14 protein-coding genes are annotated in these 16,173 nt (G+C 66.8%); 11 read left to right on the top strand and 3 right to left on the bottom strand.

Features of this window, described 5'->3' with window-relative positions; translation table 11 throughout:
- Positions 1-208: 208 nt before the first annotated feature.
- Together U5771_RS13280 and U5771_RS13275 are read right to left on the bottom strand one after the other, a co-directional pair.
- Complete coding sequence (locus U5771_RS13280) at positions 209-1,741, bottom strand: amino acid permease (protein WP_322024405.1); 1,533 nt, start codon at positions 1,739-1,741, stop codon at positions 209-211.
- A gap of 407 nt (positions 1,742-2,148) precedes the next feature.
- Positions 2,149-3,159: a GlxA family transcriptional regulator gene (locus U5771_RS13275; protein WP_322024404.1), complete on the bottom strand. Its 1,011-nt coding sequence runs from the start codon at positions 3,157-3,159 to the stop codon at positions 2,149-2,151.
- An 88-nt stretch (positions 3,160-3,247) separates the two neighbouring features.
- Here U5771_RS13275 and U5771_RS13270 point away from each other — a divergent pair, with 88 nt between their 5' ends.
- Positions 3,248-4,363, top strand: coding sequence for a DJ-1/PfpI family protein (locus tag U5771_RS13270; RefSeq protein ID WP_322024403.1), 1,116 nt, complete (start codon positions 3,248-3,250; stop codon positions 4,361-4,363).
- Positions 4,364-4,610: 247 nt separating this feature from the next.
- Here U5771_RS13270 and U5771_RS13265 read toward each other — a convergent pair whose 3' ends face one another.
- Positions 4,611-6,095 carry an aminotransferase class V-fold PLP-dependent enzyme gene (locus tag U5771_RS13265; protein WP_322024402.1) on the bottom strand — a complete coding sequence of 495 codons (1,485 nt, stop codon included), beginning with the start codon at positions 6,093-6,095 and terminating at the stop codon, positions 4,611-4,613.
- A gap of 514 nt (positions 6,096-6,609) precedes the next feature.
- Here U5771_RS13265 and U5771_RS13260 point away from each other — a divergent pair.
- The 10 genes from U5771_RS13260 to U5771_RS13215 all read left to right on the top strand — a co-directional run bounded on the left by U5771_RS13260 (position 6,610) and on the right by U5771_RS13215 (position 16,150).
- The gene (locus tag U5771_RS13260; RefSeq protein ID WP_322024401.1) at positions 6,610-7,860 is read left to right on the top strand and encodes an MFS transporter; all 1,251 of its coding nucleotides are present in this window, start codon (positions 6,610-6,612) and stop codon (positions 7,858-7,860) included.
- A gap of 138 nt (positions 7,861-7,998) precedes the next feature.
- Positions 7,999-8,928, top strand: coding sequence for a LysR family transcriptional regulator (locus U5771_RS13255; protein ID WP_322024400.1), 930 nt, complete (start codon positions 7,999-8,001; stop codon positions 8,926-8,928).
- A gap of 114 nt (positions 8,929-9,042) precedes the next feature.
- A complete protein-coding gene (locus U5771_RS13250; protein ID WP_322024399.1) occupies positions 9,043-9,537 on the top strand; it encodes a hydroxyquinol 1,2-dioxygenase in 495 nt (164 codons plus the stop codon).
- Between the two features lie 41 nt (positions 9,538-9,578).
- Positions 9,579-10,598: a hydroxyquinol 1,2-dioxygenase gene (locus U5771_RS13245; protein WP_322024398.1), complete on the top strand. Its 1,020-nt coding sequence runs from the start codon at positions 9,579-9,581 to the stop codon at positions 10,596-10,598.
- Between the two features lie 121 nt (positions 10,599-10,719).
- A complete protein-coding gene (locus tag U5771_RS13240) occupies positions 10,720-12,186 on the top strand; it encodes an aldehyde dehydrogenase family protein (protein ID WP_322024397.1) in 1,467 nt (488 codons plus the stop codon).
- 7 nt (positions 12,187-12,193) lie between these two features.
- Entirely contained in the window at positions 12,194-13,261 is a 1,068-nt protein-coding gene (locus tag U5771_RS13235) for a maleylacetate reductase (RefSeq protein ID WP_322024396.1), read from the top strand.
- Positions 13,262-13,289: 28 nt separating this feature from the next.
- Positions 13,290-14,162 (top strand): intradiol ring-cleavage dioxygenase, encoded by an 873-nt coding sequence (locus U5771_RS13230; protein ID WP_322024395.1) that lies wholly within the window; start codon positions 13,290-13,292, stop codon positions 14,160-14,162.
- Between the two features lie 5 nt (positions 14,163-14,167).
- A complete protein-coding gene (locus tag U5771_RS13225) occupies positions 14,168-14,479 on the top strand; it encodes a YciI family protein (RefSeq protein ID WP_322024394.1) in 312 nt (103 codons plus the stop codon).
- Between the two features lie 3 nt (positions 14,480-14,482).
- Positions 14,483-14,818 carry a Rieske (2Fe-2S) protein gene (locus tag U5771_RS13220; RefSeq protein ID WP_322024393.1) on the top strand — a complete coding sequence of 112 codons (336 nt, stop codon included), beginning with the start codon at positions 14,483-14,485 and terminating at the stop codon, positions 14,816-14,818.
- A gap of 243 nt (positions 14,819-15,061) precedes the next feature.
- Complete coding sequence (locus U5771_RS13215; protein ID WP_322024392.1) at positions 15,062-16,150, top strand: porin; 1,089 nt, start codon at positions 15,062-15,064, stop codon at positions 16,148-16,150.
- The last annotated feature ends 23 nt before the right edge of the window (positions 16,151-16,173 follow it).

The raw sequence follows: 16,173 nt of genomic DNA, 5'->3' as shown, positions 1-16,173 counted from the left end.
GGAAGCGCCGGAAGACGCGGCGACGATCGAACGCGTTCGCGGGCTGGTCGCGGAGTTGACCCGGCGTTTCCCGGTCTACGGCTGAGGCGCGGCATTCGGGTTCAACCGCCGACGCGGTTGAACCTCGTCGAGTCCTGAGCGATGTAAAAAAATCCGGCTCGCAAACCGCGAGCCGGATTTTTTGCGCTGTGTGCGAACCGGTGTCGGGTCACACGGTCGGATCGACGTTCGCCTCGAGTTCGCGAATCCGCTCGTCATTGCGCGTGTCCTTGAGCACCGGCGGCCCGGCGAAGGACTTGCGCACACCGAAGCCGTACCAGATGACCATCAGCACGACCACGAACGCGACCAGCACATAGAGCACCTTCTCGTTCGGCGGCTGGATGCCGACATACGCGAGCACGCAGGCGCCCACCAGCGCGAGCAACGCGCACGGCTTCGACCAGATGCCCAGCTGGAACGGGCCCTTTTCGGTCCACGTGCGCCCTTCGGCCAGCATCCCGGAGCCGATCGGCATCGCATACGAGATGAACAGGAACACGGCGCTGCCCGCGCTCAGCACCGAGAACGCATCGCCGTACAGCGTGACGACGATCGCGAGCACCGCGCACGTCCAGATCGCGGGGCCGGGCGTCCGATGGTCGTGATTCACGCTGCGCAGCAGCTTCGACGCCGGCAGCCCGCCGTCGCGCGCGAACGCGTACATCATCCGCGACGTCGACATGATCGCGGCGAGCCCGCACACGTAGTTGATGAAGAACATCGCGAGCTCGAGGCAGATACGCAAGGTCTTCGGGATCGGCGCGAGGATGGCTTCGAAGAAGCCGGTGCCCTGTTTCATCGCGGCGGTCAGGTCCGGCATGACCAGCACGAACGCGCACACCATCACGTAGCCGAACACCGCGGACCAGAACACCGAGCCGATGATGCCGCGCGGCACGTTCTTCGCCGCGTCGTGCGTCTCTTCCGACGTGTGCGCGGACGCGTCGAAGCCCGTGATCGTGTAGGTCACCAGCAGCAGGCCGGACAGGAACGCGAGCGGCGTGGTCTGCTTCGGCCAGGCGCCGCCGTCGACGCCCGTGTAATTCGTGAAGGTGACGAGTCGATGCAGGTCGAACGCGACCGGCGAGTAGACCAGCAGCGACACGACCAGCGCGATCGTCACGACGAAGATCAGATAGCCGGACAGGTCGGTGATCTTGCTCGCGATCCGGATGCCGCGTGCGTTCAGGATGGCCTGCGAAAGGGTGATGATCGCGATGAACGCGGTCTGGTGCCACCACGTCAGGCTGTCCGGACTGACGCCGAACATCGGGGCGATCAGCGTCTTGAAGAACGGATCGTAGGTGCCGAAGTTGATCGCCGCGATCACGAAGATCAGGCCGATCAGGTTCAGCCACGCCGTCATCCACCCCCATTTCTTCCCGCCGAGGATCGCGCCCCAGTGATAAAGGCCGCCTGCGGTCGGAAACGCGGACGCGATCTGCGACATCGACACCGCGACGATCAGCGCGAACAGCGAGCCGAGCGGCCAGCCGAGCCCGATCGATGCGCCGCCGGCCGCGGAAAACGCCAGTTGAAACGCCGTGATGCCGCCTGACAGAATGCAGATCACCGAAAACGACACGGCGAAGTTCGAGAAGCCGTTCATGCGTCTCGACAGCTCCTGCGCGTATCCCATCTTGTGGAGGAGGCTTACGTCACTGTCGGTGCCTGCATCAGGCTGGATTTTCGCATCCATATTCGCTCCGTCACGTGTGTCCTGCGAGGCAGGACCGTCATCGCTGCCCGGGCCCGGTGCCGCGGCCCGCTCCTGGATTTCGTCGGCGGCACGTGCTGCCATGCATCGATGGCAGTCGCGTATCCGGTCCGATACGGGAACGGTATGAAACCAAATCTCGCGGCGATATCGGATTTCGGCAATCCGGTGAAACTCCGCACGCGTGCACCGTTCGGGGGCATCGCATGCCGGTTTGTGTTTTTGTAAGGAATCCATGCGGATCGGGATGATCCGTACTTGTCGACATGCGACAGCCGGGGAAAAGTGCGCTCCCTTGCCGGCCGGCATGGCCCGCCATCGCCTCCTGAAGTCGACCGCGCCCCGTGTCGCAATCTCGTGAGTCGACCCGGCAGGGAACGTGGGGCGGCCTACTCCTTTTGCTGCTTGCCGGGTTTCTGTCCGAACCGCGCACGGTAGTCGCGCGGCGATATCCGGACCCGCTTCGCGAATGCGCGTTGCAGCGCATCCACGCTGCCGAACCCGGAACGTTCCGCGACCCGTTCGAGCGGCCAGGCTGCCCGCTCCAGCAGCGCCTTCGCGCGCTCGACACGAGCGGCGAGCACGAATTGCGCGGGCGGGAGCCCCGTCTCCTTGAGGAAATTGCGCGCAAACGTCCGCTCGCTCATGTGCAGGCGCGCGGCCAGCGCGGCGACGCTGAGGTCGCCGGTCGGGTCGTCGGCGATTGACGCGAGCAGCGCGCGCATCGGTGGTGTCGCGCTTGCCTGGATGTCGAGACCGACGCTGAACTGCGTCTGTCCGCCGGGACGGTGCATGAAGAGCACGAGCTCGCGCGCGACCGCGAGCGCGGTCGGCGCGCCGCAGTCGGCCTCGACGAGTGCGAGACACAGGTCGATGCCGGCCGTCACGCCGGCCGACGTATGAAACGGCGGATCGCTCACGTAGATCGCATCGGGCTCGACCCGCACGTCGGGGCAAAGCGCCTGCAGCGTCGCACACTGATTCCAGTGCGTGGTGGCGCGCTTGCCGTCCAGCCATCCGCCGGCGGCGAGCACGAACGCGCCCGTGCAGATGCTCGCGATCCGCCGCGTGCTCGCGATCCGCGTGCGCAGCCAGGGCAGCACGCCGGCGTTCGACGCGGCGTGCCGCAGCGACGCTTCGTTGCCGCCTGCGACGATGATCGTGTCGATGTGCTCGGGCAAGGCTGCAAGCGCGGTCGGGCCGGCAAGACGCAGGCCCGCGTGCGTGACGATGTCGTTGCCGTGTTGCGACGCGAGCGTGAGACGATAGCGCGGGACATGCTCGGGAAGATGGCGGTTCGCGACCGCGAACACTTCCATCGGGCCGGTGATGTCGAGTGACTGGACGCCTTCGAAGCCGACGACGACGATGTCGCGTGCCGAACCGGATGACTGGGACATGGCGGAAAGTGCGGTGGAGTTGTCCTTGTGACCGCGTGCATGATCCTTGTAATTTTCCGCACATGCAATCGATTGACGCGGGTGGGCGATGCGGGAACGGAACAGAAGCGGGGCGGCGCGCGTGGCGGTTGCGCTGATCGTGTGCGTGGTGCTGGGCGCGTGCATGTCGGGGCAGTCCGGGCCGTCGGCCGCGCACGGCGCACGAACGGTCACGCAAACGCTGACCGTGAACGCACCGAAGGCGGGCCGCACGCGGCCGCTCGTGGCGATCGTCGCGGACAACGCCGGAACGGAGACGACCGATTTCATCGTCCCGTACGCGATTCTGAAGACGTCGGGCGCGGCCGATGTCGTGGCCGTGTCGGCCGACGCCGGCGCGGTCGAACTGATGCCCGCGCTGCGGATGCTGGCCGATACGACGTTCGACCGGTTCGACGCGGACGTGCCCTCGGGCGCGGACGTCGTGATCGTGCCGGCGTTGCATCGAGACGACCGGCCGGCCGTGCTCGCGTGGCTGCGCAAACAGGCCGCCGCCGGCGCCACGATGGTGGCGATCTGCGATGGCGCGGCCGTGCTCGCGAACGCCGGGCTGTTGCGCGATCGCATCGCGACCGCGCACTGGTATTCGCGCGACGGGCTGCGTCGCCGTTTTGCCGATACGGCGTGGGTCGACGATCGCCGCTATGTGATGGACGGCAACGTGATGACGACGAGCGGCGTGTCGGCGTCGATTCCCGCGTCGCTTGCCTTGGTGAATGCGCTGGCGGGGCCGGTGGCGGCGCGCGAAACGGCACGCAACGTCGGCGCGCACGGATGGAGCGACGTTCACGACGGCAGCCGGTTCGGGTTGACCACGCGCGCCGTGGCGACCGCACTGACGAATCGCGTCGCGTTCTGGCGGCATCGGACCTTCGATCTGCCCGTCGCGAGCGGGTTCGACGAACTCCCGGTGGCGCTCGCCGCCGATGCGTGGGCGCGCACGTGGCGCAGCGACGTCGTCGCAACGGCGGACGCGCGCGTGGTCGAATCGAAGCACGGGCTGCGCTTGCTGACGCGGCCGGCCGATGCCGGGCACGCGCGCGTGACGATTCCGGCCGGGCGGCGTGGCGAAGCGGTGCTGCCCGGGGTGCTCGGCGACGTCGCGGCGCGCTACGGCGACGCGACGTCGGACTGGGTGGCGCTGCAACTGGAGTATGCGAAATAGCGGCTGCCGGGCTTGCTCGTTGTCCGACGCAAACAGTGCCTCCCGCGCCGGAAACGGCCCGCGCGGGATGATGCCCCGCTCGACGAGCCCGGCCTGTGCCGGCGGACATTCGCGCGGCACATCGCGCGCACTTTCCACCGACTTGCATTCGGCGTTTGATCGCGACGCCCGGGCGGCCACGCGTCGAAACGTCGGTTTCGAGCGTGAACGCGGACGCGGGCGATGCTGCGTTACATGCGGGTTGCGCTCAGACCGTTGCCGTCCGCCGCGCCGTCAGCCGATTCCACAGCATCCCGGCGCGGCTCCCGCTTCCACAATAGGCGAGCACCGGCTTCGGCAGCGCATCGACCAGCGCGCCGAACGCATCGACTTCCGCATCGCCGATCCGGTCGCGTTCGACCGGCAGATAGCGCGCGTCGAGGCCGAGTTCGCGCGCGGCGGCGGCGATTGCCTCGAATGCCGGTTGATCGGCGCTTTCGCCGTCCGGCCGGTTGCAGATCACCGCGCGAAAGCCGGCATTGCGAATCGCCTTCAGGTCCGCCGGCGTGATCTGTCGCGACGCCGTGAACCCGGTCGCTGTCGCGGCCCGGCACTGCTCGAGCGCGCGTTCGAAACACGCGATCGCGAAATCGACGTCCTGTTCCGTCGTGAAGCGGCCGAAGCTGATGCGCACCGTGCGGCCCGCGGCCTGCTCGTCGAGGCCGAGCGCGGTCAGCACGTGGGACGGCGCGCCGCTGGTCGAGTTGCACGCGGAGGTCGACGACACGGCGAGCGAATCGCCGAGCATGAACGGGAAGAAGCCCGGCGCGTTCACCGTGAGGCTCAGCGTGTGCGGGATGCGGCGTGCCGCTGCCGCGTTGTGCGTGATGTCGCCGAGCGCGAGCAGCGCGTCCTTCAGGCGTGCGCTGAGTGCCGCGATCCGCACGGCTTCGCGGTCGAGTTTTTCGGCGGCCAGTTCGCACGCGGTGCCCATCCCGACGATCTGATGCGTTGCGAGCGTGCCCGAGCGCAGGCCGCGCTCGTGTCCGCCGCCGTGGATCTGCGGCGCGATGCGGTCGGCGATCTCGCGGCGGACGAACAGCGCGCCGATGCCCTTGGGACCATACACCTTGTGTGCGGACATCGACAGCAGGTCGATGCCGAGCGCGCGCACGTCGATCGGCGTCTTGCCGAGCGCCTGCGCGGCGTCGACGTGCAGCAGTGCGCCCGCCGCGTGCACGATGCGCGAGATCGCGCCGATGTCGGTCAGCGTGCCGAGTTCGTTGTTGACGAGCATCAGCGACACGAGGCCCGTATCGGCGCCGATTGCCGCGGCCACGGCGTCGACGGTGATTTCGCCGTCGGCGGCGGGCGTCAGGAACGTCGCCGTCATGCCGCGCTTCGACAGGTTCGCCATCGTGTCGAGGATGGCCTTGTGTTCGATGCGGCTCGTGATCAGGTGGCGCTTGTCGGTCGCGGTCTCCGCATAGCCCTTCAGCGCAAGGTTGTTCGATTCGGTGGCGCCCGACGTCCAGACGATCTCGTCGGCATCCGCGCCGATCAGCGCGGCGACCTGCGCGCGCGCGTGCTCGACCTTTTCCTTCGCGAGCCGGCCGGCGGCGTGCGAGCTCGATGCGGGATTGCCGAAGATGCCGTCGGCACCGAGGCAGGCCGTCATCGCTTCGATCACGCGCGGATCCGCAGGGGTGGTGGCTGCGTAGTCGAGGTAGTGCAGCGGGGTGGTATCGCTCATGTCCTTCTCTGGCTCTTTCTCTTCGTAACGGGAGAAATGATACGAGGGGGAGCGGGGAAAAAGGATCCAAAGTTGGCTGGTCGTTTGCTGATGTGTAGAAAAATATTTTCTCCATGTCGACTTGGATGGAACCGGATCCTTTCGTCGCCGGATGGCGCCCGACAACGATCCGCCGATGTCCATGAGGGATTCCCCCGGTGACGCGCGCATTCGCACCATTTCGCCCCGGCCGCCGCGCGTTCCGCGCTGCCCGCTGACGCCTCCCGCGCCGATCCGCCGATTATTTGCGTTTCGCGAATGGCGCGTTCGCCGGTTGTTCCATACCCGATCCGCATCCGCGCCCCTATCGTTCGGGCGTCGGCTGATTGAATTCGACGCCTGCAACCGGAAAGAAGCCGGAAAGGCGGCCGCCACTTCCTCGCGACTCGCGTCGCATCGCACACCCAAGACAACGGACCTGGCCCATGCACGGACGCCCCGGCGCGCGCAGGCGGACCAATCCACGGAGACAGACATGAAAGCAAACGAGTGGGATACCTCCTATGAGTGGAAGGCGGTGACGCTGCTGGCGCTCGGCTTCGGGCTGGTCGGCCTCGACCGCTGGCTGATCGCGCCGCTGTTCCCTTCGATCATGAAGGACCTGCACCTGACCGCGCAGGACGTCGGCAACTGCATCGGCGTGCTCGGCCTGTCGTGGGGCATCTTCGCGGCGCTGATGGGCGGCATCTCCGACAAGGTCGGTCGCCGCAAGGTCCTGATTCCGGCCATCATCGCGTTCTCGCTGCTGTCGGGCTTCTCCGGGCTCGCGGGCGGGCTGCTCGGCCTGATCGCGATCCGCGGGCTGATGGGGGTCGCGGAAGGCTCGTTCTGCCCGACCAGCTTCGCGGCCACCGCCGACGCGTCGCACCCGCGGCGGCGCGGCCTGAACCTCGGGCTGCAGCAGAGCGGCTTCGCGCTGTTCGGGCTGGCGCTGTCGCCGATCATCGCGACCCAGTTGCTCAACGTCGTGTCGTGGCGCTGGGTGTTCGCGCTCGTGGCTCTTCCCGGGCTGATCCTCGGCGCGATCATGTTCTTCGTGATCCGCGAACCGAAGCGCGCGACGGAGGTCGTGTCGGAACACGCGCCCGCGTCGCTCGGCCATGTGCTCAAGAGCCGCAACATCCTCGTCGCGATGGCCGCGCTGTGTTGCGCGATGACCGGCGTGTTCGTGCTCGGCGCATTGCTGCCGCTGTACCTGACGGACTACCTGTCGCTCGGCACGCAGAAGATGGGCCTCGTGGTGTCGGCGATCGGCTTCGGCGGCTTTCTCGGGCAGTTCGGGCTGCCGGGCCTGTCCGACCTGGTGGGCCGGCGCCTCGCGAGCATCGTGGGCTTCGCCGGCACGGCGGTGATGCTCTACATCTTCCGCGGCCTCGGCCCGCAGCCGGTCGTGCTGTTCGTTGTCCTGTTCGTCGCGTCGTTCTTCACGCTCGGGCTGGTGTCGCTGTTGTCGGGCCCCGTGGCGACCGAAGCCGCGCCCGTCGGCCTCGTGTCGACGTCGATCGGCGTGGTGGTCGGTTGCGGCGAGATCTTCGGCGGCGGCATCGCGCCGGCGATGGGCGGCTACGTCGCCGCACACTTCGGGATCCAGAACATTCTGTGGCTGCCGATGGGGGCGGTGCTGCTCGGCATCGTGGTCAGCATGCTGCTGCGCGAAACCGCACCGGCCGTGCTGCAGCGTCGCGTGGGCGTGCAGCCGGCGCTGTCGGCGGGCGATCAGCCGTAACGCGTCCACCGGTCGCACCCGCCCCCGGCGGTCGCCCGGATTGACACCTGTCGGTTGACAATGTGACGCGTTCCGCATGACCCAACCGGCCGGCAGGTGCGGTTAGACTGCCAGTTTCGCTTTCGGGAAGGGCGCGGTATGGACCGGTTTCTGAGCATCGAGGCGTTCGTCAGGGTCGCGGAGGCGAGCAGTTTTGCGGAAGCGGCGCGGCAGCTTGGGGTTACCAGTTCGGTCGTGACGAACCGCATCCAGCAACTGGAGAAGTTCGTCAACGCGCCGCTGTTTCACCGCAGCACGCGCCACGTGCGCCTGTCCGACGTGGGCGAGACCTTCTACCGCGAATGCGCGGAGGTGGTGGGCCGCGTCAACGAGCTGACCGACCAGATGCGCGAACTGCGCGCGACGCCGACCGGGCGGCTGCGTATCCAGATGCTGCCCGGTTTCGCGCTCGATCACTTCGGCGTGCCGCTTGCCGAATTCAATCGCCGCTACCCGGGCATCCAGCTCGATATCATCGTCAACGACCGCGTCGTGGACCCTGTCGAAGAAGGGTTCGACATCGCGTTCCAGATCTTCCCGCCGATCTCCGAATCGCTGATCGAGCGGCGTCTGTTCGTGGTGCGGCGCCTCTTCTGCGCGTCGCCGGCCTACCTCGACGCGCATGGTGCGCCACAACATCCACGCGAATTGCTGCAGCACACCACGGCGCTGTATTCGGGTTACCCGTCGCGCAACCGCTGGACGCTGACGCGCGGCGACGAGGTCGTCGAGATGGAGCTGCCGGGCATGATCCGCTCGAACTCCGTGCACCTGCTGCGCGAGTACGCGCTGACGGGCGGCGGCGTCGTCTGCCTGCCCACGCTGGTCGCGAGCGAGGCGCTCGTCGCGGGCCGGCTGGTGCCGATCCTCACCGACTTCCAGATCGCGCCGCTGAGCTTCGCCGCCGTTTATCCCGCAACGCAGCGACAGGCGCTGAAGGTCAAGGCCCTGGTCGAATTCCTCGTCGAATACATCGGCGACGAGTCGCCGTGGGACCGTCCGCTGCTGGAGCGCGGCTGGGTCCGTTGAGCGGGGCGATTATTCGCGAAACGCAAATGCCGTAGTCGCGGTCCGTTGCCTTGTTGAGGGGCCCCCTTGCCCCTAGAGTTGAATCCAACAAGCGGTTCAACTCAGGAGACAGCAATGACCGACACGGCATTCCACACCGTCTTTGGCTCGCTCGACGGCTACACCAAGGGCGAGATCGAAATCACCAGCGGCAGCGCCCAGCACTACGCCTTCTCGAACGTCTTCGACGTGGCATCGAAGTCGGCCCCCTACGAAAAGGTCGTCGCCGGCAAGAACCTCGAATACGTGATCGAAGTGCTGCGCACCGACGGCCAGTCGCCGTGGTTCGCGTGCGCGCACGACGAGTTCGCGATCCAGATGGATGGCGAAGTCCGCATCGAATTCATCAAGCTCGACAACCCGCCGACCACCGGCCGCGGCACCGTGAGCGCCGGCACGCAGCCGGCGGGCCGCGAGATGGGCTACGTCGTCCTCCGCAAGGGGCACCAGGCACTGCTGCCGGCCGGCTGCGCGTATCGCTTCGCCGCCGGCAAGCCGGGCGTCGCGCTCGTGCAGACCGTGCTCGGCGAGCTGTCCGTCGAGAAGTGGGCCGACATCTGCCTGCACTGACCCACCCGACTGCCCCATTCGACTATTCCAGGAGACACGTCATGGCCACCCTCGAGACCCTCGATCTTTCCGCAGGCTTCGCCGCCGATCTGGTGCAGGCCACGGAAGCCGATGCCGTCACCGGCTACCGCCGCTTCCACCTCGGCGAATTCGCGTTCCAGCGCGACGAGTATTTCGTGAAAATCAGCTGGCCCGCGAAAGGCCAGACCCGCACGCATGCGATGCCCGCGGACGCGTTCCTGCGCGCGATGATGCGCGACGTCGCGTGGGGCTTCTTCTACGGCTGGGTGAATTTCGATCACGTGTTCGGCACGCGCAATCACTACGGCAAGGTCGACATGTATGCGGGCACCTTCAACGGCATCCTGAAGGAAGCCGGCGTCGACTACACCGAGACGTTCGAAACGCCCACCATCATGGCGACCTTCAAGGCGATGCTGCACGACTGGACCAACGAAGGCTTCGATCCGTTCGCGGCGCCGGAGGAAACCGGCTCGGCGTTCGGGCGCAAGCACGGCGAGAACGGCTCGGCGATCGAGCGCACGCGCATCGCCACGCGTCGCATGCCGGGCCTCGACGGCGACTCGCCGCTGCGCGACGAACTGCCCGTCAACCGCGCATTCCTCGACGTCGCTCAGGACGAGCCGGAAGTGCATGTGAAACCGGGCTTCGAAGGCGAGCTGCACGCGTTCAACCTGTTCAAGTACCTGTCGCGTTCGGACGTGACGTGGAATCCGTCGGTTACCTCCGTGTGCGGGCGCAGCCTGTTCTGCCCGACCACCGAGGAATTCATCCTGCCGGTGTTCCACGGTAACGACCGCGTCGAATGGTTCCTGCAACTGTCCGATGAAATCGTGTGGGACATCGGCGACAAGAACACCGGTGCGCCGCGCGCGCGCATCACGATGCGGGCCGGCGACATCTGCGCGATGCCCGCCGACATCCGGCACCAGGGCTACTCGACGAAGCGTTCGATGCTGCTGGTCTGGGAAAACGCGACGCCGGACCTGCCGCAGCGATACGAGCGCGGCGAGCTGGCGCCGTACCCGATCGCGTTCTAAGCGCCCCCAAACCGGTCGCTTCGCGCCAGGCCCCCGAGAGGACTTTCTTCGGCGCGGAAAACCCGGGGCGGCGCGGCGTGATCTTGAGCGCCGCGCTTGCACACACATTCGAGGACGATTCATGCAAACCCAACTCTTCATCGACGGGCGCTTCGTTGACGCCGTCGACCGCGACACGATCGACGTGCTCAATCCGCACGACGGCTCGCTGATCACGAAGATCGCCGCTGCCACCGCGGCGGACGTGGACCTGGCGGTCGAAGCCGCCACCCGTGCGTTCCCCAGGTGGTCGGCGCTGCCGGCGGCCGAGCGCGGCCGGCTGCTGCTGCGCCTCGCCGATGCGATCGAAGCCAACGCGGAGGAACTCGCGCAGCTCGAATCGCTGGACACCGGCCACCCGATCCGCGATTCGCGCGCGCTCGACGTGCCGCGCACGGCCGGTTGCTTCCGCTACTTCGGCGGGATGGCCGACAAGCTGCAGGGCTCGGTGATTCCCGTCGAAACCGGCTTCCTGAACTACGTGCAGCGCGCGCCGATCGGCGTCGTCGGCCAGATCGTGCCGTGGAATTTCCCGCTGATGTTCACGAGCTGGAAGATGGGCCCGGCGCTGGCCGCAGGCAACACGGTCGTGCTCAAGCCGTCGGAAATCACGCCGCTGTCGACGCTGCGCATCGTCGAGCTGATGGCCGAGGTCGGGTTCCCCGCAGGTGTCGTCAATATCGTCGCCGGCTACGGGCATACGGCCGGCCAGCGGCTCGCCGAACACCCCGGTGTCGGCAAGATCGCGTTCACCGGTTCGACCGCGACGGGCCGCCGGATCGTCGAGGCGTCGCAGGGCAACCTGAAGCGCGTGCAGCTGGAACTGGGCGGCAAGGGCGCCAACATCGTGTTCGACGATGCGAACCTCGACGCCGCCATCAACGGCGCCGCGTGGGCGATCTTCCACAACCAGGGGCAGGCGTGCATCGCGGGTTCGCGTCTCGTGCTGCACGAACGCATCGCCGACGAATTCCTCGAACGCTTCGTGTCGCTGGCTTCGTCGATTCGCGTCGGCAACCCGCTGGACCCGGACACCGAGATGGGGCCGTTGACGTCGAAGCAGCACCTCGAGCGCGTGCTGTCGTTCGTCGACGTCGCGCGCGAGCAGGGCGGCCGCGTGCTCGCGGGCGGCAGCGCGCCGCAGGATGCGGCACTCGCCGGCGGCTACTACGTGCGCCCGACCGTCATCGAAGCGAACAGCGCCGCCGATCGCGTCGCGCAGGAGGAAGTGTTCGGCCCGTTCGTCACCGTGCTGCGCTTCGGTAGCGACGAGGACGCGCTGTCGATCGCCAACGCGACCGAATACGGGCTCGGCAGCGGCCTGTGGACCAACGATCTGTCCCGCGCACACAAGATGGCGTCACGGATCGACGCGGGCATGTGCTGGATCAACTGCTACAAGCGCGTCAATCCGGGCAGCCCGTTCGGCGGCATCGGGAAGTCGGGCTACGGCCGCGAGATGGGCTTCGAGGCGATGCACGACTACACGGAAGCGCGCTCGGTGTGGGTCAACGTCGACGGCAAGGTGCCGCCGCATTTCAAGCGTTGAGGTTGCGATGGAGCGCTTCGTCTATCAGGGAACGCCTTCCCGCGTCGTGTTCGAATGGGGCGCGCTCGATCGGCTGCCGGACGAGCTGTCCGCGCTCGGCGCGCGGCGGGCGCTGATTCTGTCGACGCCCGAGCAGCAGCCGCTCGCCGAACGGGTCAGGGACGTGCTCGGCGAGCGTGCGGCCGGCGTGTGCGCGCAGGCCGTGATGCACGTGCCGGTCGAGGTGGCGCGTGCCGCACGCGAGATGGCCGCCGAGCTGGGCGCGGACTGCTGCATCGCGATCGGCGGTGGCTCGACGATCGGGCTCGGCAAGGCGATCGCGCTCGAGTCGTCGCTGCCGATCCTCGCCGTGCCGACGACTTACGCGGGCTCGGAAATGACGCCGATCTTCGGGCTCACCGAAGGCCGGCTGAAGCGCACCGGGCGCGATGCGCGCGTGCTGCCGCGTACGGTGCTCTACGACCCGTCCCTGACGGTGTCGCTGCCGCCGGGGATTTCGGCGGCGTCCGGCGTCAATGCGATGGCGCATGCGGTCGAAGCGCTCTATGCGGAAGATGCGAACCCCGTGATCAGCCTGATGGCCGAGGAGTCGATTCGTGCGCTCGGCGACGCGCTGCCTGCGATCGTTCGTGCGCCCGACGACCGCGAGATGCGCAGCCGCGCGCTGTATGGCGCGTGGCTCGCCGGCACGTGCCTGGGCGCCGTCGGGATGGCGTTGCACCACAAGCTCTGTCATACGCTCGGCGGGACCTTCAACTTGCCGCATGCGCAGACGCATGCCGCGATGCTGCCGCATACCGCACACTACAACCACGCGGCGGCGCCTGACGCGCTGCGCCGCGTCGCGCGAGCGCTGGGCGGTACCGACGCGGCCGATGCCGGCCCGCTGCTGTTCCGGTTGAATCGGCAATTGGGCTTGTCGGCGGCGCTTGCCGACATCGGGATGCCGGAAGCGGGCCTCGACGAAGCCGCCGACCTCGCCTGCCGGAATCCGTATGCGAATCCGCGGCCGATCGAGCGTGCGCCGATTCGCGAATTGCTTCAGCATGCGTGGGAAGGGCGCGAGCCGCAGTAAGCGGCCGGCCGCATCAAAGGAGACGAACGTGACGAACGATCATCATGACGGCGACACCCGGCTGACCGAGCAGGTCGTCGCCAGCTTCGACGGTACGCCGAACCCGCGCTTGCGCGCGCTGATGCAGAGCCTCGTGCGGCATCTGCATGCGTTCGTTCGCGAAACGGCGCTGACCGAGGCCGAGTGGATGGCCGCGATTCGCTTCCTGACCGAAACCGGGCAGATGTGCGACGACGTTGTGCGCCAGGAATTCATCCTGTTGTCGGACACGCTCGGCGTTTCGATGCTGGTCGATGCGATCAACCATCGCTTCGCCACCGGCGCGACGGAAACGACCGTATTCGGCCCGTTCTACATCGAGGGCATGCCCGACCGCGCGTATGGCGAGAACATGGCGTTCACGCCCGGCACGCCGGTCGTCGTGCACGGTCGCGTGCTCACCACCGATGGCGCGCCGGTGCCGGGCGCCGTGCTCGACGTGTGGCAGACCGCCGACAACGGCATGTATTCCGGGCAGGACAAGGCGCAGCCGCACGGCAACCTGCGCGGCCGCTACCGGACCGATGCCGAAGGCCGTTATGCGATCACGACGATTCTGCCGGTCAGCTATCCGATTCCGACCGACGGCCCGGTCGGGAAGATGCTCGATGCCACCGGCCGTCATCCGTGGCGGCCGGCGCACCTGCATTTCATGATCGACGCGCCGGGGTATCGCAAGCTCGTCACGCATCTGTTCGACGAGGCGGACGAGTACCTGAAGTCGGATGCCGTCTTCGGCGTGAAGCCGTCGCTGATGGTCGCCTATCGTCCGCGTGCGGCGGGCGATGCGCTCGCGCGCCGGGTCGGGCTGGGCGGCGCGTACCGCGAAGCGACGTATGACTTCGTGCTCGACCGGAGCTGACCGACATGGCGCGATTCTTTGCGGTGTTTGCGACGGACCAGCCCGGGATGCGCGAGGTGCGCGACCGCGTGCGGTCGACGCATCGGACCTACCTGCGTTCCGCCGCGCAGCAGGGCGTGGTTGTGCGGCTCGGCGGGCCGACGCTCGATCCGCAGGGTGATGCGATGAACGGCACGCTGCTCGTCGTCGAGGCGGACGACATCGATGCGGTGATGCAGTTCGTCGGCAACGATCCGTATGTGAAGGAAGGGCTGTTCTCGCGGGTAGAGGTGCGTCCGTGGGACTGGAGCCTCGGCAATCCCGAGCGGAGAGCGTGAGTCATGGGCGCCACGCAACTCTGTCGCTTCTCCGATGTGCCGGACGGTGGGGCACGGGTCGTCGATGAGGCGTGCATCGGTCGCCCTGTCATCGTCGTGCGGCGCGGGGAGCAGGTGTGGGCGTATATCAATCGTTGCCCGCATTTCTCGGTGCCGCTCGATTTCGTGCCGGGCAGCGTGTCCTGTTATCGGTCTCAGGTGCTGATGTGCGCGCATCACAGCGCGCTGTTCCGGTTCGACGATGGTGTGTGTATCGACGGGCCGTGTTCGGGTGCCGGGCTGGAAGCCGTGAGTGTCGAGGTGGATTCGGCGGCGTGGGTGATTTGTCGGGGCGCTTGAATCGGAAGGCGGGATTGCTCAAGGGTATTCGGATAACGAGGCAATCGCTTCAAGCTGGATGAAATGGAGAATTTATCGGATTTCATCCCTCCCATTAACTCAGTAAAGCTAAATAAGTCATTTTATTGAACCCGGATGAAAGCGCATCCGGGCTGGGAAAGTCGTTGTTTCACGAAGCACCGGGCGGGTACCCGCGAGACAGTGGGCGACCGGTTCGAATTGACAAAAAAGGACGGAGACGCAATGAAGCTGAGGTTTGGAGCAGTCGCGATGCTTGCCATCGCGCAGGGTGCGTACGCACAGAGCAGCGTGACCATGTTCGGTCTGATCGACAGCGGCATCTCGTATGTCAGCAACGAGGGCGGCGGGAAGAACGTCAAGTTCGACGACGGCATCTTCACGCCGAACCTGTTCGGTTTTCGCGGCACGGAAGATCTCGGCGGCGGATATCGCGCGACCTTCGCGCTCGTGAACCAGTTCTCGATGGCGAACGGCAGCATCATCGGGACCGGGATCTTCGGGCGTAACGCATACGTGGGCATCGAGAGCGACCGGTTCGGCAGCGTCAGGCTGGGGAACCAGTACGACTTCATGGTGGATTCCCTGTTCGCGAAGGGGAATGCGATTTCGATGGACCTCACGGGCCTGTACGGATTCAGGAACGGCCCGTTCCAGCGTCTTGCGCTGCCGGGCAATCCGACCGGTGCGTTCGACTGGGACCGCACGGCGGGCAGCAAGCCGGTCGCGAATTCGGTCAAGTACAGTTCGCCGACGGTTGCCGGGTTTTCCGGGGGCGTGATGTATGCGTTCGGCGGCGTGGCCGGTTCCGTCGGTGCGGACAACACCGTGAGCGCCGGGTTGAACTACGAAGTCGGGGCGTTCGGTATCGGCGCGGCTTATACGAACGAGAAGTATGGGCCGGCGCCTGCTACACCGTCGACCAGCGTGCGTAACTGGGGCATCGGGATGCACTATGACTTCGGCGCCGTGACCGCGAAGGCGCTGCTGACCACCGTACACAATTCGTTCAACGACGCCGGCGTGTGGATGGCCGAAGCCGGTGGGGTGTGGCGCATTCGGCCGGACGTCTTTCTCGGCGCGAAGTACATGTACATGAAGGGCAATGAGGCCGTGAACGACAACCATGCGCATCAGGTCAGCGTTGCGCTGCAATACCTGTTGTCGAAGCGGACGATGGTTTATGTGTCCGCGGATTATCAACGCGCGAACAGCGGAGCGAACGCGCAGATCAACGGCGTGCTCGATCCGAACGGGGCGTCGAGTTCAGCGAGTCAGGCGGTCGCGCGGGTCGGGGTGCATACGATGTTTTGAGCGGGCGGCGGGCGGAACGTGCG

This window comes from Burkholderia sp. BCC1977, assembly GCF_905339595.1.
GTDB lineage: Bacteria > Pseudomonadota > Gammaproteobacteria > Burkholderiales > Burkholderiaceae > Burkholderia.
Note: the sequence above shows the minus strand (reverse complement) of the source record. Positions and strands in the feature narration are given on the sequence as shown.

Coding starts and splice junctions, on each gene's coding strand:
- U5771_RS13250 (WP_322024399.1), top strand. CDS start 9,043: ATGACCGACACGGCATTCCACACCGTCTTTGGCTCGCTCGACGGCTAC.
- U5771_RS13220 (WP_322024393.1), top strand. CDS start 14,483: ATGGGCGCCACGCAACTCTGTCGCTTCTCCGATGTGCCGGACGGTGGG.
- U5771_RS13255 (WP_322024400.1), top strand. CDS start 7,999: ATGGACCGGTTTCTGAGCATCGAGGCGTTCGTCAGGGTCGCGGAGGCG.
- U5771_RS13215 (WP_322024392.1), top strand. CDS start 15,062: ATGAAGCTGAGGTTTGGAGCAGTCGCGATGCTTGCCATCGCGCAGGGT.
- U5771_RS13260 (WP_322024401.1), top strand. CDS start 6,610: ATGAAAGCAAACGAGTGGGATACCTCCTATGAGTGGAAGGCGGTGACG.
- U5771_RS13225 (WP_322024394.1), top strand. CDS start 14,168: ATGGCGCGATTCTTTGCGGTGTTTGCGACGGACCAGCCCGGGATGCGC.
- U5771_RS13275 (WP_322024404.1), bottom strand. CDS start 3,159: ATGTCCCAGTCATCCGGTTCGGCACGCGACATCGTCGTCGTCGGCTTC.
- U5771_RS13235 (WP_322024396.1), top strand. CDS start 12,194: ATGGAGCGCTTCGTCTATCAGGGAACGCCTTCCCGCGTCGTGTTCGAA.
- U5771_RS13245 (WP_322024398.1), top strand. CDS start 9,579: ATGGCCACCCTCGAGACCCTCGATCTTTCCGCAGGCTTCGCCGCCGAT.
- U5771_RS13270 (WP_322024403.1), top strand. CDS start 3,248: ATGCGGGAACGGAACAGAAGCGGGGCGGCGCGCGTGGCGGTTGCGCTG.
- U5771_RS13280 (WP_322024405.1), bottom strand. CDS start 1,741: ATGGATGCGAAAATCCAGCCTGATGCAGGCACCGACAGTGACGTAAGC.
- U5771_RS13240 (WP_322024397.1), top strand. CDS start 10,720: ATGCAAACCCAACTCTTCATCGACGGGCGCTTCGTTGACGCCGTCGAC.
- U5771_RS13265 (WP_322024402.1), bottom strand. CDS start 6,095: ATGAGCGATACCACCCCGCTGCACTACCTCGACTACGCAGCCACCACC.